The organism is Microbispora siamensis (genome assembly GCF_016863095.1).
Lineage (GTDB): Bacteria > Actinomycetota > Actinomycetes > Streptosporangiales > Streptosporangiaceae > Microbispora > Microbispora siamensis.
In genome coordinates this window covers 91,274-112,643 of record NZ_BOOF01000037.1, presented here as the reverse complement: position 1 = coordinate 112,643, position 21,370 = coordinate 91,274, and the positions used below count along the sequence as shown (strand labels likewise).

The 21,370-nt window shown below is 72.3% G+C and carries 20 protein-coding genes; 8 read left to right on the top strand and 12 right to left on the bottom strand.

Features of this window, described 5'->3' with window-relative positions; all coding sequences use genetic code 11:
- Window position 1: 1 nt before the first annotated feature.
- Complete coding sequence (locus Msi02_RS29885) at window positions 2–2,272, bottom strand: LLM class flavin-dependent oxidoreductase (protein ID WP_204051313.1); 2,271 nt, start codon at window positions 2,270–2,272, stop codon at window positions 2–4.
- 92 nt (window positions 2,273–2,364) lie between these two features.
- Here Msi02_RS29885 and Msi02_RS29880 point away from each other — a divergent pair, with 92 nt between their 5' ends.
- Window positions 2,365–2,892, top strand: a complete 528-nt coding sequence (locus Msi02_RS29880) for a MarR family winged helix-turn-helix transcriptional regulator (RefSeq protein ID WP_239108807.1) — start codon at window positions 2,365–2,367, stop codon at window positions 2,890–2,892.
- A gap of 34 nt (window positions 2,893–2,926) precedes the next feature.
- Here Msi02_RS29880 and Msi02_RS29875 read toward each other — a convergent pair whose 3' ends face one another.
- Window positions 2,927–3,379: a MarR family winged helix-turn-helix transcriptional regulator gene (locus tag Msi02_RS29875; RefSeq protein ID WP_239108806.1), complete on the bottom strand. Its 453-nt coding sequence runs from the start codon at window positions 3,377–3,379 to the stop codon at window positions 2,927–2,929.
- A 92-nt stretch (window positions 3,380–3,471) separates the two neighbouring features.
- On the opposite strand from Msi02_RS29875, the gene Msi02_RS29870 reads away from it, so the two are divergent.
- Window positions 3,472–3,930, top strand: coding sequence for an SgcJ/EcaC family oxidoreductase (locus tag Msi02_RS29870; RefSeq protein ID WP_079313477.1), 459 nt, complete (start codon window positions 3,472–3,474; stop codon window positions 3,928–3,930).
- A 26-nt stretch (window positions 3,931–3,956) separates the two neighbouring features.
- Complete coding sequence (locus tag Msi02_RS29865) at window positions 3,957–4,583, top strand: NAD(P)-dependent oxidoreductase (protein WP_204051312.1); 627 nt, start codon at window positions 3,957–3,959, stop codon at window positions 4,581–4,583.
- A gap of 44 nt (window positions 4,584–4,627) precedes the next feature.
- Here Msi02_RS29865 and Msi02_RS29860 read toward each other — a convergent pair whose 3' ends face one another.
- Window positions 4,628–5,074, bottom strand: a complete 447-nt coding sequence (locus Msi02_RS29860; protein ID WP_079313475.1) for an Lrp/AsnC family transcriptional regulator — start codon at window positions 5,072–5,074, stop codon at window positions 4,628–4,630.
- A 93-nt stretch (window positions 5,075–5,167) separates the two neighbouring features.
- On the opposite strand from Msi02_RS29860, the gene Msi02_RS29855 reads away from it, so the two are divergent.
- Window positions 5,168–6,016 carry a TIGR03619 family F420-dependent LLM class oxidoreductase gene (locus Msi02_RS29855; protein ID WP_204051311.1) on the top strand — a complete coding sequence of 283 codons (849 nt, stop codon included), beginning with the start codon at window positions 5,168–5,170 and terminating at the stop codon, window positions 6,014–6,016.
- Window positions 6,013–6,438, top strand: coding sequence for a nucleoside deaminase (locus tag Msi02_RS29850; protein ID WP_204051310.1), 426 nt, complete (start codon window positions 6,013–6,015; stop codon window positions 6,436–6,438). Before Msi02_RS29855 ends, Msi02_RS29850 begins: the two co-directional genes overlap by 4 nt.
- Window positions 6,439–6,447: 9 nt before the next feature.
- On the opposite strand, the gene Msi02_RS29845 is transcribed toward Msi02_RS29850, so the two are convergent.
- On the bottom strand, window positions 6,448–6,996 hold the full coding sequence (locus tag Msi02_RS29845; RefSeq protein WP_204051309.1) for a dihydrofolate reductase family protein: 549 nt from the start codon (window positions 6,994–6,996) through the stop codon (window positions 6,448–6,450).
- Between the two features lie 110 nt (window positions 6,997–7,106).
- Window positions 7,107–7,646 (bottom strand): NUDIX domain-containing protein, encoded by a 540-nt coding sequence (locus tag Msi02_RS29840; RefSeq protein WP_239108805.1) that lies wholly within the window; start codon window positions 7,644–7,646, stop codon window positions 7,107–7,109.
- A gap of 189 nt (window positions 7,647–7,835) precedes the next feature.
- Here Msi02_RS29840 and Msi02_RS29835 point away from each other — a divergent pair, with 189 nt between their 5' ends.
- The gene (locus tag Msi02_RS29835) at window positions 7,836–12,077 is read left to right on the top strand and encodes an nSTAND1 domain-containing NTPase (protein WP_204051308.1); all 4,242 of its coding nucleotides are present in this window, start codon (window positions 7,836–7,838) and stop codon (window positions 12,075–12,077) included.
- A gap of 52 nt (window positions 12,078–12,129) precedes the next feature.
- Entirely contained in the window at window positions 12,130–12,795 is a 666-nt protein-coding gene (locus Msi02_RS29830; protein ID WP_204051307.1) for a hypothetical protein, read from the top strand.
- 80 nt (window positions 12,796–12,875) lie between these two features.
- On the opposite strand, the gene Msi02_RS29825 is transcribed toward Msi02_RS29830, so the two are convergent.
- The gene (locus Msi02_RS29825) at window positions 12,876–13,811 is read right to left on the bottom strand and encodes a CU044_5270 family protein (RefSeq protein ID WP_204051306.1); all 936 of its coding nucleotides are present in this window, start codon (window positions 13,809–13,811) and stop codon (window positions 12,876–12,878) included.
- Window positions 13,808–14,386, bottom strand: coding sequence for an RNA polymerase sigma factor (locus tag Msi02_RS29820; protein WP_204051305.1), 579 nt, complete (start codon window positions 14,384–14,386; stop codon window positions 13,808–13,810). Before Msi02_RS29820 ends, Msi02_RS29825 begins: the two co-directional genes overlap by 4 nt.
- Window positions 14,387–14,673: 287 nt before the next feature.
- Here Msi02_RS29820 and Msi02_RS29815 point away from each other — a divergent pair, with 287 nt between their 5' ends.
- A complete protein-coding gene (locus Msi02_RS29815; protein ID WP_204051304.1) occupies window positions 14,674–17,064 on the top strand; it encodes a galactose-binding domain-containing protein in 2,391 nt (796 codons plus the stop codon).
- Here the strand turns inward: Msi02_RS29815 and Msi02_RS29810 are convergent.
- From Msi02_RS29810 to Msi02_RS29790, 5 genes are read right to left on the bottom strand one after another with little or no spacing between them, the layout of a single operon-like run.
- Window positions 17,052–17,930 (bottom strand): SMP-30/gluconolactonase/LRE family protein, encoded by an 879-nt coding sequence (locus Msi02_RS29810; protein ID WP_239108804.1) that lies wholly within the window; start codon window positions 17,928–17,930, stop codon window positions 17,052–17,054. The genes Msi02_RS29815 and Msi02_RS29810 overlap by 13 nt on opposite strands.
- Window positions 17,927–18,871 (bottom strand): sugar kinase, encoded by a 945-nt coding sequence (locus tag Msi02_RS29805; protein WP_204051303.1) that lies wholly within the window; start codon window positions 18,869–18,871, stop codon window positions 17,927–17,929. Before Msi02_RS29805 ends, Msi02_RS29810 begins: the two co-directional genes overlap by 4 nt.
- Window positions 18,868–19,500: a bifunctional 4-hydroxy-2-oxoglutarate aldolase/2-dehydro-3-deoxy-phosphogluconate aldolase gene (locus Msi02_RS29800; protein WP_204051302.1), complete on the bottom strand. Its 633-nt coding sequence runs from the start codon at window positions 19,498–19,500 to the stop codon at window positions 18,868–18,870. The genes Msi02_RS29805 and Msi02_RS29800 overlap by 4 nt, the downstream gene beginning before the upstream one ends.
- Before the next feature lie 5 nt (window positions 19,501–19,505).
- Window positions 19,506–20,651: a galactonate dehydratase gene (gene dgoD, locus Msi02_RS29795; protein ID WP_204051301.1), complete on the bottom strand. Its 1,146-nt coding sequence runs from the start codon at window positions 20,649–20,651 to the stop codon at window positions 19,506–19,508.
- The gene (locus tag Msi02_RS29790; protein ID WP_079313466.1) at window positions 20,648–21,352 is read right to left on the bottom strand and encodes a FadR/GntR family transcriptional regulator; all 705 of its coding nucleotides are present in this window, start codon (window positions 21,350–21,352) and stop codon (window positions 20,648–20,650) included. The genes dgoD and Msi02_RS29790 overlap by 4 nt, the downstream gene beginning before the upstream one ends.
- Between the last annotated feature and the right edge of the window lie 18 nt (window positions 21,353–21,370).

Below are 21,370 nucleotides of genomic sequence, written 5' to 3'. Positions count from 1 at the left end.
CTCAGCCGTCCGCCGGTTGGATGGGGAAGTTCGCGCGGAACACGTTGTCCGGGTCGTAGGCGCGCTTGACCTGCCGCAGCCGGGCGAGGTTGGCCTCGCCGAACGCGTCGAGCAGCCGTTCCGGCCGGGTGTCGGTGTCGAAGGACAGGTAGAGGCCGTCGGTGTACGGCGCGACCTCGGCATCCCACGCGGTGTCCAGGGCCGACTGCGCGGCGCCCATGGCGGTGAGCACGAAGTTCTGGTGTCGGTGCGGATAGGCGGTCGCGTCGGGAGCCAGGTCGTGCGATGCCCCACCGGTGGCGCGTATCTGCAGGAAGTAGGACAGTCCGGTGTGCGCCATCCGCTCGAAGGCGCGGCTCACTTCCCCGTCGAGGTGGGTGACCATGCCGGAGCGTACGGCGGGGTTCCCGCCTCCGGTGTGATGTCTTTCGGCCGGCTGCACCACGCCCGAATAGGGCAGCACATATCCCTGGTGCCCCAGCAGCGGGCCGGCCTCGGCGAGCCGTTCGAGCTCGCTCACCGCGGCCTCGGTGTCCGCGCCGGCGTACACGGTCATGAGCTGGGCGACCGCGTCCTGGCCGCGGCGCGGCGGGGAGAGGATGAGGAAGCTCGTCAGTTCACGCGGCGCCTTCTCCACCGCGGCACCCCAGCGCTGGAGGAGCCCGGCCGTGTCACGGGCGTCCAGGGTCATCTGGGAGAAGACGACGTCGCCGAGCTCCATCGCCTCGATCTCGACCCAGGTGACCACGCCGAGGTTGCCCCCGGCGCCGCGCAGGCCCCAGAACAGGTCGGGGTTCTCCTCCCGCGAGGCGTGCAGCACCCGTCCGTCGGCGGTCACGACCTCCGCGGCGACGACGTGGTCGATCGTCAGGCCGAACTTGCGCCCGAGCAGGCCGATGCCGCCCGTGGTCGCGAGGCCGCCCACGCCCACGCCGCCGAAGTCGCCCGAGCTGATCGCCCATCCGTACGGCACCAGGGCCTCGGCGACCTCGCCCCAGGTCGCGCCCGCGCCCAGCCGTACCCGGCGCGTGGCCGGATCCACGACCTCGACGGCGTTGAGCGCGCCGAGGTCGAGCACGATGCCGCCGTCGTTCGTGGAACGGCCGCTGATCCCGTGCCCGCCGGAGCGTACGCCGAGCGGCACGTCCTGGGACCGGGCGTACGCGAGCCCCTCGACGACCTGGCCGACGGTCCGGGGCCGCAGCACCAGGCCGGGGGACCCGGCACGCAGGTAGTTGTGCCGCACCGACTCGTAGGCGCGGTCGCCGGGCTCGACGGCGTCCGCCGCGAGGCTCACCGGGACCTTGTCGTAGTCGATCCCGTCACGGCGCAGTGCGAGCGCGGCGGCTCCGCGACGGGCCGCCGCGGGGACGGTGCCGGTGCCGGCCCGTTCGCGCGCCACCGCCTCCCGTACGGCGGGGGCGATCTCCTCGCCGTACACCTGAATGAGGCGCGGGTCGTCCGAGCCCAGGACGAACGTGCCGATGCCGTCCTCCAGCGCCAGAGCGGTCAGCTCCTCCACCCACTGCTCGACCGGCCCCTGCAGGAAGCCCTGACGGGCCTCGGTGACCGCGCCACCGATGTTCAGCAGGCGGCGCACCTGCGCCGGATCGCGCCCGGCCTCCTCGGCGGCCTCGTCGATGATTTCGTTGCCGCGCCGCAGGTCGCCGTCTTTGAGGTAGGCGAGCGAGGGCAGCCAGCCGTCGGCCTCGCGTGCCACCAGGCGCAGCATCCGCGGCTTGTAGGCGCCGATCCAGATCGGGATGTCGTGCGCGGGGGCCGGGCCGCGCTTGGCCCCGGCCACGCGGTGGTGTTCGCCGTCGACGCGCAGGATGCGGCGCTCTCGCACGTCCCAGATGCCGCGGATGATCTCGATGGCCTCCTCGAGCGCGGTCACGGACTCGGCCGGCGTCAGGCGGGTGCCGCCCATCGACTCGATCGCGTCCCAGAAGCCGCCCGCGCCGATGCCGAGCGCGAACCGGCCGTCGGAGAGCAGGTCGAGCGACGCCGCGGCCCGGGCCAGCACGGCCGGCGGGCGCAGCGGCAGGTTCAGCACGTTGCCCGAGACCGTGATCCGCTCGGTCCGCGCGGCAACCCAGGACAGCAACGTCCAGGTGTCCAGGAACCCCGGCTGGTACGGATGGTCCTGGAACGTCACGAGATCCAGCCCCGCGGCCTCGGAGATCTGGGCGAGCCGGACGGGCCCCTGCGGGTCGTGGTTCTGCGGGGTGAGGAACGTGCCGAAGGCCAGTTCGTGGCCGTAGTCCGTCATGCCGAGCCTCTCCGAGAAGTAATCTGTCGAACAGACGATATGCGGCACAACTTATCGAGGCGTCATCGTATTCCGGGGTTAGAGTGGACGATGTGACCACCCTCGAACCAGCCGAATCCACGACGTCGTCGTCGCAGGGTTCGTCATCGCACGGTTCCGTGCTCGGGTGGTCCCTCACCGTGCTGCTGCGGGAGTGGAGCGCGCGGGTCGAGGAGGCTTCACGCGACCTGCCGCACGGGGTGCGCGGCTACCAGGTGCTCTCCGCGGTCGTGCACGACGCCCCGCCCACGCAGGCCGCGCTCGCCGCCCGCCTCGGCATCGACCGCACGGTCATGACCTATCTGCTCGACAAGTTCGAGGGGTGCGATCTCCTGGAGCGCCGGCAGGACCCGTCCGACCGCAGGGCGCGGCGCATCGTGCCGACCGACCACGGCCGGCGGGTCCTCGCCGAAGTGGACGCGCGGGTCGCGCAGGCCGAAGAGGAGCTGCTCTCCACCCTCCCGCCCGAGGACCGGCGTGTCCTCCGGGCGCTGCTGGAGCACGCCGCGACCGGGGCGGCCCCCGGCGAGGACCGCTGCGCCGCCGTCGCGAGATCGGCCGGACTGACACAGGAGGCATGACCGGGTCCGGCGCGTCCCGGCCCGTCGCCGTCCGTCAATCGGTCCGTCTGCCGTGGAGCTCCGCGGTCGCCTCCAGGTATGCGTCGGCGGCACGGGCGAAGTAGTCGAACAGGACGGCCCGCTGTTCGGGCGAGTAGCCCTGGACGATGGCGCCGATCTTCTGGCGGGCCGGGGCCAGGGCCTCGTCGAGGCCGCCGGGCTGGGCGACGAGTTCGACGATGACCTTGCGGCGGTCGTCCGGGTCGGGCGCGCGGCGCACGTAGCCCGCCTGCTCAAGGCGGTCGATCAGCCGGGTCGTGGGCCCGGTGGTCAGGCCGGTGCGCCGGCCGAGCTCGCCGGGGGTCATCGCGCCGCCGAGCCCCAGGATGTTCAGCGCGTACAGGTCGGTCGCGCCCAGGCCGACGGCCTTGGCGCCGGCGTGACCGTGCAGCATCACGGCGCTGAGGTAGCGCCGGTACACCGCTCCCGCGTCCTCGGCTGTTGACACGTCCTCACCCCTTCACTAATCTCTTCCTCAGAGAAGAGAAATCTTCTGAGAAGCAAATGCTCCAAAGAAGCTATCATGAGAGGGTATGGGTCATGAACGCCTCCATCGCCGCCGACACCGCCGCCGTCACCGCCGCCGTCACCGCCGTTCTGGACCGTCTCACCGCCGCCTGGAACGCCGGGGACGGCGCCGCCTACGGCGCCGAGTTCACCGCGGACGCCACCTACATCACCTACGTCGGCACCCTCTACGTCGGCGGCGCCGAGATCGGCAGCGCCCACCAGGCCCTGTTCGAGAGCTTCCTCAAGGGCACCCGGCTCGCCTGCGAGATCGTCGGCATCCGCTTCACCGGCCCGGACACCGCCCTGGTCGTCACCCGCGGCGACGTCCACAAGGGCAGGCCCGGCAAGCTCGGCAAGATCCAGACCTACACGCTGGTCCGCCAGGCGGACGGCGACTGGAAGGTGGCCGCCTTCCAGAACACCAAGCACAAGGCCCTCATGGAGGCCATCTCGTTCAGGGTCCAGCCCGCCACCAAGCCCGCCGCCTGATCACGACCGACCGGAGGAGGACCCCCATGGCCCGTCTCGCCGTCGTCGGTGCCACCGGCCGCACCGGCCGTCTCGTCGTCGAACGCGCCCTGGCGGCCGGGCACCACGTGACCGCCGTCGCCCGCCGCCCCGAGAACCTCGGCCTCGACCATCCGCGCCTCACCCGCCGCGCCGCCGACGTGCTCGACCCCGGCGCGCTCCGCGAAGCCCTGGCCGGACTGCACATCGTGGTCTCCGCGCTCGGCTCGGCCGGGCGCGGACCCACCACCGTCTACTCGGCGGGGACGGCCGCGATCATCGCGGCGCTGCCGCCGGACGCCCGTCTCATGGTGATCTCGTCCGCCGGTCTATCGGTCCCGGCGGACGCCGGACCGGGAACCCGGCTGCTCGGACGTGTCCTGCATCGCCTGATGCGGGACACGTACGCCGACATGGCCCAGATGGAAGAGCTGCTCGCCGGGAGCGGCCTCAGGTGGACGGCGGTGCGGCCGACCGGCCTGACAGACCGGCCGGGCACGGGCCGTCCGCGCGTCTCGATCGGCGCGACCGGGCGTGTCGGCAACCGGACCTCCCGTGCCGATCTGGCCGCCTTCGTGGTGGACCGCCTCGACGACCCGTCGACCTTCGGCCGTCCCGTCGCGGTCTCGTCCTGAGCGCCGCCGGCCGTGGCTCGGGACCCTCGCCCACCCGTGCGATGTCACGGGGCGTGCGGTCCCCGATACGGGAGGGTCTCACTGTAGACGATGTTGGTGGTAGTGCTGCCGAACTGCGCGAGCTCGTCCACCACCTTCTCCAGGTGGGCCATGGAGGTCGCGGCGACCTTGAGCGTGTAGCAGTCGTCGCCGGTGGTGCGCAGGCACTCCAGGATCTCCGTACGCTCACCGAGCAGCCGGTGCAGCGGCTCGTGCCGGCTGCCCGGATATTTCAGCCGCACCACGGCGAGCACGGCGTATCCGGCCTTTCCCAGGTCGACGACCGCGCGGTAGCCACTGATGACGCCGGCCGCCTCCATGCGCCGCACCCGCTCGGTGGTCGCGGAGGCGCTGAGGCTCACCCGCCGGGCCAGCTCGGTGAGCGGTACGCGGCCGTCGCGCTGCAGCTCGGCCAGGATCGACCAGTCCGTCGCGTCAAGACTCTCGGCCATCGGCCGAATATACCGTGGAATCCACGGCGAAACCGCCCCTAACCAGGGGGTTCTTTCTTCCGGACGGCCTGATCGCCTGAATAGGCTGGTCCGGTGAAATTTGGCGTCAACGTCCCGAACTTCGGGCCGGGCACCCGCCCCGGCGTGCTGCGGGGCTGGGCCGAGACGGTGGAGGGGCTCGGGTTCGACCTGCTCATGGTCTCCGATCACGTCGTGGTGACCCCCGACGTGGCCGAGCAGTATCCAGCGCCGTTCTACGAGCCCTTCACCACGCTGTCCTGGCTCGCCGGGATCACCACCAGGATCAGGCTGGGCACCACCGTGCTGATCCTGCCCTACCGGCACCCGCTGCTGACCGCCCGGATGGCGGCCAACCTCCAGCAGCTCAGCGGGGGACGGCTGGTCCTCGGAGTCGGCGTGGGCTGGGCCCGGCAGGAGTTCGAGGCGCTCGGCGTGCCGTACGGGCGGCGCGGGGCGCTGACCGACGAGCACCTGCGGGCGATGCGCCTGGCCTGGCAGGACGAGGAGGACTACCGGGCCGGGCACATCCCGATCTGGGTCGGCGGCGGCAGCGACGCCGCCCTCCGCAGGGCGGTGCTCCTCGGCGACGCGTGGCACCCGCTGCGCTTCACCCTCCCCTGGGTGGACGAGCGGGTGGGCCGGCTGGCCGCCATCGCGGAGGATCTGGGGCGCCCCGTCCCGGCGTTCGCCCCGCGCATCCTGCTGCGGCTTACCGGCACCCCGGTGACCGGTGAGGGACGCCGGGCCGGCGAGGGCACCCTCGACCAGGTCATGGACGACCTGGAACGGCTGCGCCTCCTGGGCGCCGAGACCGTCCTGCTCGACCCCTTCAGCGGGGACCCCGATGAGACGAACCATCCGGAGGCGGCGTGGCACACGCTCGAAACGGTGGCCGCCGCGTACACGAAGGAGCATTCATGACACCCGACGACGAGAAGTTCCTGCGCAGGGCGATCGAGCTGGCCGCCGAGGCACGAGCGGGCGGCAACCCGCCGTTCGGCTCGCTGCTGGTGGGCCCGGACGGCGACGTGCTCGCCGAGGAGCGCAACACCACGCTGACGGAGGCCGACATCACCGCCCATCCCGAGCTGAAGCTCGCGCGCTGGGCCGCCCGCGAGCTCGACCCTGCCGCCGCGGCCGGTGTCACCATGTACACGAGCTGCCAGCCGTGCGGCATGTGCGCGGGCGCCATCGAACGCTCCGGACTCGGCCGGGTCGTCTTCGCGCTCTCCGGCGACCAACTGGGCGGGCTCAAGCCGCCGGCCGCTCCGTCGTCCTTCCGGCAGGAGGGGCCGGCGCTCTTCGACGAGGCGCGCGTACCCGTGGAGGGCTACTACATCTGACGCGCGCCGTCAGCCGGCGTCCGGGACGTACCTCAGGTTGAGCACGCCGGTCTTGAACGTCTCGGACTTCACCAGCTTCAGCTTGTGCGTGGGAGTGTCCTCGAACAGTCGCTGCCCGTGGCCGACGACGATCGGGTGGACGAGCAGGTTCAGCTCGTCGAGCAGCCCGTTGGCGAGCAGCCACCGCACGGTCGTCGCGCTGCCGGACATCTGGAGGTCGCCGCCCTCGATCCGCTCCTTGAGCTCGCGCAGCCTGGCCGCGACGTCGCCGTTGACGACGGTGGTGTTGTTCCAGTCCGCCTTCTCCAGGGTGGTCGACACGACGTACTTGGGGGCGTTGTTGAAGGCCTCGGCGATCTCCGGGTCCTGGTCCGTCGTCGTCCAGTAGGCGGACCACTCCTCGTACAGCCTGCGGCCCATCAGCATCCCGGCCGAGTTCTGCATGCCCGCCTGGACCACGGCACCCATCTCGTCGCTCCAGTACGGGAAGTGCCACTGGTCGGGCGACTCGACGACGCCGTCCAGCGAGATGAAGAAGTTGGCGACGATCCTGGCCATGTTGCTCCGCTCCTTGTGCCGTATGACGGTGGCTGTGAATGGGAGCCTAGGCGGGAACGCCCGCGCGGGTCTTGTACGGAAACGACACGAGAAACGACACGGCCCTACGGCTACGGCCGGCGCAGCCGCCAGAGCATGTAGGCGGCGATGGACGACGAGTCGCTGACGGCGCCGTCGAGGATCATCTGCTCGAACTCGGTGCGGTGCACCCACCGCTGGCGCATGTCCTGCTCGGTGTGCTCGCGGCGGGGCTCGCCCTTGGTGAGGCCGGTGGCCACGTACACGTGCAGCCCCTGGTCGGTCATCCCGTGGGCGTTGTCCATGCGCCCGAGATAACGCAGCGTGCCGGCCCGGAGCCCGGCCTCCTCCACCAGCTCGCGCCGGGCCTCGTCCTCACGGGTGTCCGCCTCGGCCGTCCCCTGGGGGAAACTCCACGAGCGGCGGCCGATCGGGTATCGGTACTCCTCCACGATGTGGAAGCCGTCGTCCTCTTCCGGAACGACCAGGACGAAGTCGGGCCTGACCACGTATCCGTACAGGCCGGGAGAGCCGTCAGGGTGCTCGATCGCGTCCTCTCGGACCGTCATCCACGGGTTGCTGTAGACGATTCGGGAGGACACCTGCCGAATTACGGGCTGCGCTTCGGTCACGTGGCCGGATCCTACCCACGCTCCGGCCGTACGGGAGGGCTTCTTGCGTATAACCCCTGGTAGGGGCGCATTCGCCGCCCGGCGGACGGCCCTCGATCGGCCCGGAGCCGCCGCCCTGACTGATGATTGACAAATCGGGCGATGATCCTGGATTCTTCACTCCCGGTGTCCGACAGAGGCGGAATCCGAGTGGAATTTCACGTCCTGGGGCCGCTCAGCGTTTCCCGCGATGGGCACCTGGTCCCTGTCGGTGGAGCGCCGAAACTGCGGCTCACCCTGGCCGCGCTGCTGTCGAAGGCGGGCCAGCCGGTGTCCGTCGACTGGCTGATCGCCGCCGTCTGGGGTGACCGGCCGCCCGCGTCCGCGCGGCGCAACATCCACCTCTACGTCCATCAGTTGCGGCGGGCGTACGGCGCCCACGTCCTGCCCGGACGGCCGGGCGGCTACGCGATCATCCCCGACGCGCTCGACGCGGCGCGGTTTCGCGGCCTCGCCGCGCAGGCGGGCGCGGCCCTGGACCGGGGAGACCTCGAATCCGCTCGGGACGGGCTTCGCGCGGCGCTCGACCTGTGGCGGGGGCCGGCGTTCGCGGAGTTCGCCGACTGCGCGCTCGTCGCCGACGAGGCCCGGCGGCTGGAGGAGTCGCGGCTCGTGGTGTACGAGCGGCTGGCGGAGGCCGAGCTCGCTCTGGGCCGGCACGCCGAGGTGGCCGCCGAACTCGCCGACCTCACCAGGGAGCATCCCTACCGGGAGAGCCTGCAGGGGCATCTCATGCTCGCGCTGTACCGGTCCGGGCGCCAGGTCGAGGCGCTCGAGGTCTTCCGCGCAACGCGCGACGTCCTGAACGCCCAGCTCGGCATCGAACCCGGCCCCGTGCTCCAGCGTCTGCACGAGGCGATGCTCCGGGGCGACGAGGACCTCCTCCCCGCCCTGGCCCCGCCCCCGCAGGCGGAGCGGCGCAAGACGGACGACTGCCCCTACCGGGGCCTGACGGCGTTCCAGCCGGAGGACGCGGACTGGTTCTTCGGCCGTTCCCACCTGGTCGACCGGCTCCGCGAACTGGTCGACCGGCTTCCCGTGGTCGGCGTGTTCGGCGCGTCGGGGAGCGGCAAGTCGTCCCTGCTGCGCGCCGGCCTGCTGGGGTCCGCCTCCGGCGAGTACGGCGAGGCGGCGCCGTGGCGGGGACTCCTCATGACGCCGGGGGAACACCCGCTGGACGCGCTGGCCGACGTGGTGGCCAAGGCGTCAGACGGCGACCCGGTGGCCCTGCGCGACGACCTCGCCCGCGATTCGGATGCGCTCGCCGTCGCGCTCCGCGGCGTACCGGAGACCCGCCTGCTGCTGGTGGTGGACCAGTTCGAGGAGATCTTCACGCTGTGCGCCGACGACGGGGAGCGCCGCCGGTTCGTCGAGGCCGTCCTCGGCGTCGCCCTCGGCACCGAACCCGACGCCGGCCGCCGCGCCGTCCTCGTGCTCGGCGTCCGCGCCGACTTCCTCGCCCACCTGACCCAGCACCCCGCCCTGGTCGAGGCGCTCGGCGGCGAGGCGCAGATGCTCGTCGGGCCGGTGTCGTCTCCGGACCTCCAGGAGATCGTCGTACGGCCCGCCGCCCGGGCGGGGCTCACCGTGGAACCCGACCTGCTGGCCACGGTGCTGGCCGACGCCGCCGAGGAGCCGGGCAGCCTGCCGCTGGTCTCGCACGCGCTGCTGGAAACCTGGCGGAACGCCACCGGCCCGAGGCTCACGCTGGCGGCCTACCAGGCGGCCGGCGGCGTACGCGGGGCCATCGCACAGAGCGCGGAACGGGTCTTCGGCGAGTTCGCCCCGGCCGAACGGCAGGCCGCCCGCAGAATCTTCCTGCGGCTGACCGCGCTGGGAGACGGCACGGAGGACACCAGGCGTCCCATCTCCCGTACGGAACTCGTCGGCGTGGCCGACCCCGGCGTCACCGCCCGCGTGCTCGACCGGCTCGCCGCCGCGCGGCTCGTCGTCCTCGCCGAGGAGACGGTCGACGTCGCGCACGAGGCGCTGATCAGGGCCTGGCCGCGGCTCCACCGCTGGCTTACCGACGACCGGGAGAACCTGCTCGTCCACCGGCGGCTCACCGACGCCGCGCAGACGTGGCGGGAGCTGGACCGCGACCCGGGCGCCCTGTATCGGGGCGCCCAGCTTCTCGTGGCCGGAAGCTGGGCGGAGGACCACCCGCAGGAGCTCAACGACATCGAAAGCGCCTTCCTGCGGGCCAGCCGCGCGTTGGAGGACGGCGAGCGCACCGCGGCGCGGCGCCGCACCCGGCTGCTGCAACGCCTGCTGGCCGGGATGGCCGCGCTCTTCCTGCTCGCCCTGCTCGGCGGCGGCGTCGCCGTACGGCAGGGCAGGGAGGCCGGCCACCAGCAGGTGGTCGCCCTGTCGCGGCAGCAGTCACTGCAGGCCCGGTCGCTCCTCGCCACCGATCCCGACCTCGCCGGCCTGCTGGCGATCGCGGCGTACCGGCTCGACCCGGAGGCCGAGACGCGGGGCGCCCTGCTGAGCGTGTCGGCCGCCGCGCGCCGACGGACCGAGCTCAACGTGGAAGGGCCCGCCGTCTTCGGGCTGGCGTTCGCCCCGGACGGGTCGCGGCTGGCCGCGGCCGGCACCGACGGAGCCGTCGGCCTCTGGGACCTGCGTACCCGCACCCGCGTGGCCGTCTTCCCCGGGCCGCTGCCCCGGACGGGACCGGGGGAGATCCACGCCAGGGCGGCGGCGTTCAGCCGCGACGGCAGGCTGCTCGCCTCCGTGGTCAGGGACGCCGCGCTCGAATCGAGCAGGGGCGTGGTCGTCGTGTGGGACCTGGCCTCGCGCAGGCCCGTGTTCCAGCGGCAGCGGGAGCGGCTCACCGACGCGATGGCGCTGAGCCCCGACGGGACGCGGATCGCCGTCGGGGCGGGCAAGGGCGCGGTCGAGCTGTGGGACCTGCGCGACGGGAGCATGCGCACCCTGAAGGGACACCGGGAGGAGGTCGTGGCCCTTGCCTTCAGCCCCGACCGTGCGTTCCTGGTGTCGACGACGGGCGGAACCGAGAAACCCCTCGTGTGGGACGCCGCCTCCGGGGCGAAGGTCGCGGCGCTCGACGCCGTGAACGTCCACAGGCTGGGCTTCGATCCCGCCGGCGGGATCCTCGCCACGGGATCGTCGCACTACGGCGTGCGGTTCTGGCGGATCGCTCACGACCACGTGACGCGCCTGCCGGGGCTGCCCAAGCGGTCGCCGTACACCTGGGACATGTCCGCTCCGGTCGCCGGCCGGATCGCCGTCGCCGACGAGGACGGCCTGATCACGATCTGGGACGTGGCACGACGGCAGCCCGTCGAGACCTACCAGGACAGAAGCCGCACCGAGACGCTGTCCCTCGCCCTGAGCGCCGACGGCTCGATGCTCGCCTCGGCCGGGCTGGGCCGGACCATCGTGGTCAGGGAGCACGCCGTTCCTCCGTTCAGCGGACACAACCAGGCCGTGAACGACATCGAGATCAGCCCGGACGGCCGGCTCGTGGCCTCCGCGAGCAGCGACAGGACCGTCCGGCTGTGGGACGTGCGCGGAAACCCGATCGCCACGCTCGGCGACCACCCCGATCACGTCCGGGCCGTCGCCTTCAGCCCGGACGGCCGCCTGCTCGCGACCGTCACCCGCAGCCACACGCTCACCCTCTGGGACGTCGGCAGCGGACGGAGGCTCGGCACGGCCGCGTACCGGGGGCTCGGCGCGTCGACCGACGTCGGTTTCGACCCGCGCGGGCGCTTCCTCGTCGCCACCGCGCTCGGCCGGTTCCGCTGGGACGTCCGCGATCCGGGCAAGCCGGTCGAGGTGCCGATCCCGGGTGGATATCTCGTCTCGGCGCTGGCGTTCAGCCCCCGCGAGCCGCTGCTCGCCACCACAGGACCCGCCGGCGACCTGGTCGTCCGGGACCTCGCCCGGGACCGGGAGGTGCGCGCCCTCAGGACCAGGCAGGGCTCGGTGCTCGACGTCGCCTTCAGCCCGGACGGCGGGTCCATCGCCACGGCGGGCGCCGACCGCACCGTGAAGCTCTGGGACACCAGGACCGGGGCGTCGTACGCCACGCTGACCGGCCACACCGCCCCCGTCCAGGCCCTCGCCTTCAGCCGGGACGGCCGTTCGCTCGCGTCCGCGGGGGACGACCGCACGATCATGGTCTGGGACCTGGCGACCAGGCGGCCGGCGGCCACGCTGACCGGGCACACCGCTCCGATCAGGGGCCTGGCCTTCACCGCGGACGGAGACCTGATCTCGGGCGGTGAGGACGGCAGGATCGTCCGCTGGGAGCTGCGGCCCGGCCCGCTCGTGGGGAAGCTCTGCGCGGAGATCGGCCGCGACCTCACCCGTGCGGAGTGGGCCGCCCACTTCCCCACGGTGGACTACCGGCCCACCTGCTGACGGCCGCCGCGGTCCTGGACCGGCTCCGACCGCGTTTGTGAGACTGCCAGGCATGACAGACCGGCTCTCCATCGCCGACATCCGCCGTCGGCTCGCGCATGTCCGCTGGATCGCCGGCGGCGCCGGAGCAGGCAAGAGCACCGTCACCCGGGCCCTGGCCGAACGGCATGACGTACTCGTGTACGACGGCGACCGCGCCGAACTCGGCTATGTCCACAGGTGTGACCCGCGGCGACAGCCCTACCTGTGGACGTTGCTGCGAACGCCCACGGAGGACAGATGGGCGAGCCGTACCGCCGAGGAGATCTTCCACGCCATGCCCAGCCTGCACGGTGAGACTTTCGGCTTCGTCCTCGACGACCTGCTCGCCCTGCCCGCCGACCGTTCCGTCCTCGTCGACGACTTCCGTACGCTGCCGAGGGAGGTCGCGCCGCTGCTCACCCGGCCGGGGCATGCCGTCTTCCTCCTGCCGACGCCCGAATTCCGGGCCCGTGCGCTGGGCGACCGGTTCGCCGATCCCGCGCGAGCGCGTGCCAACTGGGGAAACGGTGACCACGCCGTCGCCCTGGCCAAGCGACTGGCCCGTGACCGGCTCTGGGACGAGGAGGTGCGACGCCAGGCCCGCGAACTCGAGCTGCCGGTCCTTTCCGTCGACGGCTCTCGGGGTGTCGCGGACCTGGCCACGGAACTGGCCGCGATGTTCCAGCTCGTCAGATGACACAGGTCCGGGCGACGGCGACGAGTTCAGCCGTACAGGGCGGCCGGCAGGACGGTGCCCGTCGTCCGGTGAGCGCAGGCTCAGTCGCAGCTTCTCCGCTTCACGGACGTGGACCAGGCCGGAAGTACGTCGGTGATCCGCGGACGGGTCATGGACCAGAGTTCACGCCCTCGCCCCGGCGCGAGTTCCTGGCCTCCGAGGAAGACATAGGAGGTCTTGTCGAAGATGAGCGATTCGCGGCCCCGGTGGTCTACCCAGGTCACGGCGATGCCCGATTTGCCGGTGGCGTCCTTCAGTTCTTCCATCTCGATGCCCGGCAGGGTCGCGGTGATCTCGAAGATGGCCGCCTGCAGCGTGGGCGGCACCGGGGCGCCGAGGACGCTGACGGCGCCGTACCAGATCTGGGTCGCGGCGTCCTTGCCGCCGACCGACTCGTTACCGCGTTCGGCCAGCTTGCGCCGGAGCTGCTCCTGGTCGGTCGGCCACCTGCGGAGGTCGGCGTAGGCGAGGCCGGGCCGCCAGGGGCACCGGGTCAGGAGTTCCTTGTACTCGTTGCCCCGGGGGACGGACTTCGCCGGCTTGTGCCAGAGGAGCCCGGGGCGGGAGCCGTCGACGGATGCCCAGATCTCGCCCGTGATGTGGCGCGGAACGACGGTGGGCACCCCGTTCTCGGCGCGCGAATACGCGATCAGCTCGTAGTGGAAGTACTGGTCGTCCCGGGGCTCCGGCCACGAGGTGGCGGTCGCGGCCTCGGCCGCCAGCCTCAGGACCTCGGCGGCGCTCGCGGGCGCGGAGGGGGTGAGCGTCTGGACGAGGATCGCTCCTCCGGCCATCGCCGCGACCAGGCCGCCCGCCAGCATCAGGCGCCGCAGGCCGGCCGCCCGGGCCCGGGGCTGTCGCTCCGTGCGGGCTTGGGCCAGGAGGGCGGTACGGGCGGGGGCGAGGCGGTCCGCCGTGGGGTGCGGCTTGTCGGCGAACAGGTCGCGGAGTTCGGTCAGATCGGTCAGCTCGTTCATGAGGTCTGCTCCGTTGTGGGGTCGGTGCTGCCGAGGGCGTCGCGGACGATGGCCCGCGCGCGGTTGAGGCGGGAACGGACTGTTCCGATCGGGATGGACAGGGCGTTGGCGACCTCCTCGTAGGTGAGGCCGGCCCAGGCCACGAGTAAGAGGACGTCACGGTCGCGGGCCTTCAGCGAGGCGAGCGCCCGGGCGAGAGGCCGGCGTACGGCATGCGCGCTCGCCCGCTCAAGAGCTTGATCCGCGGCGTCGTCGGCGTCGGGAAGCACGCCCACTTTCGCGTACGCCTTGTAGCGGTGGGTCTCGGCGCGCTGATGCCGGCGGATGAAGTTGGTCGCGATGCCGTACAACCAGGGGAGGGCCTCAGGACGGGCGGTGTCGTAGTCGCGGCGCTGCCTGAACGCGGCGAGGAATGTCTCGGAGACGACGTCGTCGGCCGTGTCGTCGCCGAGCCGGCGGGCCACATAACGGTGGATGTGTCCCGCGTGCCTGTCGAACAGCAAGGCGAAATCCTCGGGATCTCGCCACGACCGTTCGATCAGGGCGGCGTCCGACAGGGTCGTACTGAGCGGCATGTGGGGGGCCTTCCCAAGGAAGTAGTGTCGCCCGTCTTTCACACGAGTCGGGAAACGAGTTCACGGGACGCTGCCGAGGGCAAGACACCTGCAAGCTTCGGCGCAAATGGTCGCAAAAATTTGGCCTATTGCACGAAGAAGTCGGACGCGGTAACCATTACGGCAAGCGGTCCGCCGGGCGGAAACGGCCCGGGCCGCTCCGTGCCTCCTGGCGTCCCCGGAGCTCTCCGGAAGGACGGCGCGGTCAGCGAACGCTGCCCAGCATGAGCCCAGCATGAGGAGTGCACGTGCCGTTCTCACGCCGTACGTTCATCACGTCCGTCGTCTCCGGATCCGCGTTGGCCGCGGTGTCGTCCAGTCAGCTGGTGTCCGCGCTGACCGCCGCCGCGAGCGCGGCGAGCGGCCCGGGCGACGTGGTGGGCAAGATCACTGTCGGCTACCAGGGCTGGTTCGCCTGCCCCGGCGACGGAGCCCCGATCAACGGCTGGTGGCACTGGAGCCAGAACTGGTCCCAGGCGCCCTCCCCCGGCAACACCGCCATCGTGGCCTGGCCCGACATGCGGGAGTTCACCCACGCCTACCCGACCGCGTACGGCAACCTCGGCAACGGGCAGCCCGCCACGCTGTTCTCCTCCTACGACCAGCAGACGGTGGACACCCACTTCCGCTGGATGCGGGACAACGAGATCGACACGGCCGCCCTGCAGCGCTTCAACCCGAATGGCGGCGAGGGCGCCACGCGCGACGCGATGGCCGCCAAGGTGCGCAGCGCCGCTGAGACGTACGGACGCAAGTTCTACATCATGTACGACGTGTCCGGCTGGACGAACTTCCACCCCGAGATCAAGACCGACTGGACGACCAAGATGTCGGCCCTGACGGCCTCCTCGGCGTACGCGCGCCAGAACGGCAAGCCGGTCGTGGGCATCTGGGGCTTCGGGTTCAACGAGGACAAGCACCCGTCCGACCCGGCGGCCTGCCTCGACGTGGTCAACTGGTTCAAGGCCCAGGGCTGTTACGTGATGGGCGGAGTGCCCACCTACTGGCGTACGGGTGTGGAGGACTGCCGGCCGGGGTTCATCGACGTCTTCAACGCCCTGGACATGCTCTCGCCGTGGATGGTCGGCCGTATCGGCAACGCGGCCGACTCCGACCGGTTCTACGCCAATCTCAACGTCCCCGACCAGGCGTACTGCGACGCCCACGGCATCGACTACCAGCCGTGCGTGCTGCCGGGAGACGTGAAGTCGCGGCAGCGGGCGCACGGCGACTTCATGTGGCGGCAGTTCTACAACATGGTCCGCGCCGGGGCCCAGGGCATCTACATCTCGATGTTCGACGAGTTCAACGAGGGCAACCAGATCGCCAAGACCGCCGAGAACGCCTCGATGATCCCGGTCGGCTCCGGTCTCCTCGGGCTGGACGAGGACGGCACGGTCTGCTCGTCGGACTACTACCTGCGGCTCACCGGCGACGGCGGCCGGATGCTCAAGGGCCGGATCGCGCTCACGTCCGTACGCCCGACGCCGCCCGTCATCGGCGGGGGCGGCGACACCAACCTGGCGCGGGGGAAGGCGACGTCGGAGAGCGGGCACACGCAGAACTTCGCCTCCGGCAACGCGGTGGACGGGGACGCGAACAGCTATTGGGAGAGTCCGAACAACGCGTTCCCGCAGTGGGTGCAGGTCGACCTGGGTGCCGCCGCGACGGTCGGGCGGGTGGTGCTGAAGCTGCCGCCCGCCGCCGCGTGGGAGAGGCGTACGCAGACGTTGTCGGTGCAGGCGAGCACGAACGGCTCGTCGTTCACCACGCTGGCCGGGCCGGGCGGCTACACGTTCGACCCGGCGTCCGGCAACACGGTGACGATCACGGTGCCGTCGACCTCGGCCCGGTATGTGCGGATCACCGTGACCGGCAACACCGGCTGGCCCGCCGCCCAGATCGGCGAGCTGGAGGTGTACGGCACGGCGGGGGACCGTGACACGAAGGCCCCCACCGCGCCGGGCAACCTGACCGTGACCGCGAAGACCGCCACCAGCGTCTCGCTGTCGTGGTCGGCCGCGAGCGACGACACCGGAGTGACCGGCTACGAGGTGCGCCAGGGGAGCACGGTCGTGGCCACCGTGCAGGGCACCACGCACACGGTGACCGGGCTCAGCCCGGCGACCGCGTACACGTTCACGGTCGCGGCGCGGGACGCGGCGGGCAACGTCTCACCCGCCTCGAACAGCGTGTCCGTGACGACCGACGCGGACCGGAACACGAACCTCGCGCGGGGGAAGGCGACGTCGGAGAGCGGGCACACGCAGAACTACGCCTCCGGCAACGCGGTGGACGGCGACGCCAACAGCTATTGGGAGAGTCCGAACAACGCGTTCCCGCAGTGGGTGCAGGTCGACCTGGGTGTCGCCGCGACGGTCGGGCGGGTGGTGCTGAAGCTGCCGCCCGCCACGGCCTGGGAGAGGCGTACGCAGACGCTGTCGGTGCAGGCGAGCACGAACGGGTCGTCGTTCACCACGCTGGCCGGGCCGGGCGGTTACACGTTCGACCCGGCATCCGGCAACACGGTGACGATCACGGTGCCGGCGACCTCGGCCCGGTATGTGGGGATCACCGTGACCGGCAACACCGGCTGGCCCGCCGCCCAGATCGGCGAGCTGGAGGTCTACTCCGGGTAGCGGGACAGGACGGCGGCGCGGGCCGGTGGGGCGGTCACCCCCGCCTCGCACGTCCACAGCGCTCCGTCGGCCGGGGCCGGGTCGGTGAGGCCGTACCGCGCGGAGGTCACCAGCAGCCGTGTCCCGTCCTCGCCGCCGATCGCCACGGACGACGGCTGCCGACACGGCAGGTGCACCACCCGGTCCACCTCGCCGTACGGGCTGACGCGCAGGACGCGCGACTCGCCCCAGACCGCCGTCCAGAGGAAGCCCTCGTCGTCCACCGTCATGCCGTCCGGGCTTCCGCTGTCCAGGTGGATGAGCGGTTCCGGGGCGCCGAGCGCTCCGGTGCGCGGGTCCAGGGGATAGGCGCTGACGACGCCGCGTGCGCTGTCGGCCAGATAGAGCCGCGTGCCGTCCGGGGAGAACGCGGGCCCGTTGGCGACGGTCACTCCGGTCAGGGCGGTGACCACGGTCCCGTCGGGATCGACCCGATAGAGGCTGCCCGCGCCCGGCGTGCCGTCGTAGGCCATGCTGCCGGCCCAGAACCGGCCGGTGGGATCGACCACCCCGTCGTTCATGCGGCAGCGCACGCTCTTGCCCGCCTCGGGACGGGCCAGCCAGCGGGCCGTGCCGTCCGGGCCGAGGACGGCGACGCCCTCGCCGACGGCCGCGAGCCAGTGCCCGGGGCGGTCCCGGAGCGGGGCGACCGCGCCCAGCGGTTCACCGCCCGTACGCAGCAGCGGCGTCAGGGCCGCGCCGGCTCCTTCTGAGACCTCGTACAACGCGCCGTCGAGGATGTCCACGACGACCCACCGGTCCCCGAGCCAGCGGGCGCCCTCGCCGAGCTCGAGACCGGCGTCGACCAGCATCTCCGGCGATGTCATCGCAGCGTCTCCCCGTCCGGCAGGGCCAGCGCGGGCAGCTCGGCCCGGGTGGGCAGCCCCTCCCAGTCCCCGGCGCAGGCCACGCTGGCGGCGCCGAGCAGGGTGGCCCGGTCGAGCCGGCCGTACGCGTCGAGCCCGTCGAGCCGCCCGGACAGATATCCGGCGGTGAACGCGTCGCCCGCGCCGACGACGTCCACCACGGGCACCCGGCGAGCCGGGACGTCGAACGAGGCGCGCGCGTCGTGGTAGCTCGCGCCCGCCGCGCCGCGCTTGACGACGACCTCCTCGACACCGGCGTCCAGCAGGGCCGCAACGCGGTCGCGTTCGCCGTCGCCGTCCGCCACCAGATCCAGCTCGTCGTCGGACGCGATCAGCACCGTGACGTACGGCAGCAGCGGGCGCAGCGCCCGCACGGCCGCCTCCCGTGACCAGAGCAGGGAGCGGTGGTTGACGTCGAGGCTCACCCAGGCGCCGGCCTCGCGGGCGTGTTCGGCGGCGGCGGCGACGGCCTCCAGCGGCGCGGGCCCCAACGCCGGCGTGATGCCGGTGAGGTGCAGGCCCGTCTGACCCGCCTCGACGGCGGGACGCACTTCGTCCCACGACAGCGTCGAGGCGGCCGAGTCCCTGCGGTAGTAGTGCACCCGGGCCCGGCCCCCGGCGGCCACGTCCCGCAGCAGCAGGCCGGTCGGGGCCTCCGTACGCCGCACGACGTGGTCGGTCAGCACGCCCTCGGCCCGCAGCGTGCGCAGGACCAGCTCGCCGGGCTCGTCGTCCCCGAGGGCGCCGGTCCAGCGGGCGGTGTGCCCGAGGCGGGACAGGGCGATGGCGACGTTGGCCTCCGCACCGGCGGTGGACACCCGCGAGTCGCCGCCGAGGCGCAGCGGTCCGGCGCAGCGGACCGTCACCATCGCCTCGCCGATCGTCAGGACGTCCGCCCTCATGAAGCGTCCACCAGGTCGAGCGCCGTCCTGACCCGGCGGCGCAGGTCGTCCAGGTCGCCGCCGCGCGGGGCGTCGCCGAGCAGCGGCGAGCCGAGGCCGACCGCGACGGCCCCGGCCTCCAGATAGTCGTGGACACTGTCGAGGCCGACGCCGCCGACCGGCACGAACGGCACGGCAGGGAACGGGTCGCGCAGCGCGCGCAGGTAGGAAACCCCTCCGGCGGAGGCGGGAAAGAGCTTGACGGCGGCGGCCCCCCGCGCGGTCGCGGCGATGACCTCGGTGGGGGTCATCGCCCCGGCGAGCACGGGCAGTCCGAGGCGCAGGGCCTCGTCCACTCCCTCGCCGAGGCCGGGGGTGACGGCGAACGTCGCGCCAGCGTCCCGGGCCGCGACGGCGTCCCGCGCGGTCAGCACGGTCCCGGCGCCGAGGTGCACGCCCGCGCCCAGGGTGGAGGCCGCCTTCCGGATGACCGACAGCGCGTCGGCGCCGCTGAGCGAGACCTCCATCAGGGTCACGCCCTCTTCGGCGAGGACGTCGATGCTGCGCAGCGCCGCCGCCGGGTCGTCGCCGCGGACGATGGCCAGCAGGCGCCTGGTCCTGAGGAGGTCGAGCAGATCGTGTGGTTGCACGCCGGTCACCATTCTGCGAAGGAGCGGTCGGGGTAGCGCCAGATCGGAGAGCGCCAGGTATGGCCCTGCTTGTCGGCCTCGCGCACCGCGGCCTCGTCGACCACGATGCCCAGACCCGGCCCGGTCGGCCGGGAGATCCGGCCGTCGGTGAAGGCGAAAACGGACGGATCGACCAGGTAGTCCAGCAGTTCGTTGCCGTCGTTGTAGTGGATGCCGATGCTCTGTTCCTGGATGAGGAAGTTGGGGGTCGCGAACGCCACCTGGAGGCTGGAGGCCAGGGAGATCGGTCCCAGCGGGCAGTGCGGAGCGAGCAGGGCGCCGAACACCTCGGCCTGGGCGGCGATGCGGCGGACCTCCGAGATGCCGCCGGCGTGGGACAGGTCCGGCTGTGCCACGGCGACGCCCGCCTGGAAGGCCGGCAGGAAGTCCCAGCGGGAGTAGAGCCGCTCGCCCATCGCGATGGGGACGTTGGACGCCTCCACGAGGCTGCGCACCTGGGACATGGACTCCGGCACGACCGGTTCCTCGACGAACAGGGGCGTGAGCGGTTCGAGCAGCGGCAGCAGCCGCCGGGCGTTCGGGTAGGACACCCGGCCGTGGAAGTCGACCGCGACGTCCCGGCCAGGGCCGAGCACCTCGCGGGCCGCCGCGACGCGGCCGATGACCTCGTCGATCTCGCCCGGGCCCGCGATGGGGGACATGCGGCCGCTGGCGTTCATCTTCACCGCGGAGAAGCCCGCCTCCACCTGGCGCCGGGCCTCCTCCTTGATCTCGCCGGGCTCGTCGCCGCCGATCCAGGCGTACGCCCGGACGTGTTCGCGTACGGGACCGCCGAGCAGTTCGTGGACGGGGACGCCGCGCGCCTTGCCGGCGATGTCCCACAGGGCCTGGTCGAGGCCGGCGACGGCGCTGGCGAGCACCGGCCCGCCGCGGTAGAAGCCGCCCTTGGTCATGACCTGCCAGTGGTCCTCGATGCGCAGCGGGTCGGCGCCGACGAGCAGCTCGGCGATCTCGCCGACCGCCGCCCTGACCGAGTGGGCCCGTCCCTCGACGACCGGCTCGCCCCAGCCGACGTGTCCCTCGTCGGTCTCGACCCGGCAGAACAGCCACCGGGGCGGGACCAGGAACGTTTCGATGCGGGTGATCTTCACCGGTCTCCCTGGAGGCGGGCCGCGCGGTCGACGTCGGCCATGGACTTGTCGAGGAGCGCGAGCGCGCGGCTTCTGGCGGCTTCGCCGTCCCCCGCCCGGATGGCGTCGAGCAGAGCGCGGTGGCTCGGCACCGGGTCGTCGGCGGTGACGACGTCGTGGACGATGCGGTCCCGTTCCGCGAGCACGGACTCGATGACGACCTCCATGCGGACCAGGAGCTCGTTGCCGGTCGCGGCCAGGACGGCGCGGTGGAAACGCAGGTCGGCGGAGGCCGCCTCGGCCGGGGTCCTGGCCGCGGTCATGTCCTCCAGGGCCGCCTCGAGTTCGGCGAGGTCGGCGTCGGTGCGCCGGCCGGCGGCCAGCGCGGCGGCGGCCGGTTCGAACATCTGCCGCACCTCGGCGAGCTGTCCGAGCATCTCGCTGCCCCGGTTCTCGAACTCCCAGCTGATCACGTCGGGATCGAGCAGGTTCCACTCGCTGCGGGGGCGTACCACCGTTCCTCGCTTCTGCCGCGAGTCGACCAGGCCCTTGCCGGCCAGCACCTTCAGCGCTTCGCGCACCACGGTGCGGGACACCTGCAGCTCGGCCTCCAGCTCGACCAGGTCGATGCGCCCGTTCTCGGCGAACTGCCCGGTGACGAGGCGGCGGCCGATGGTCTCGACGACCTGGCCGTGGATGCCACGCCCTTTGTAGGTGCTCATGCTCTGCGGTCATCCCTC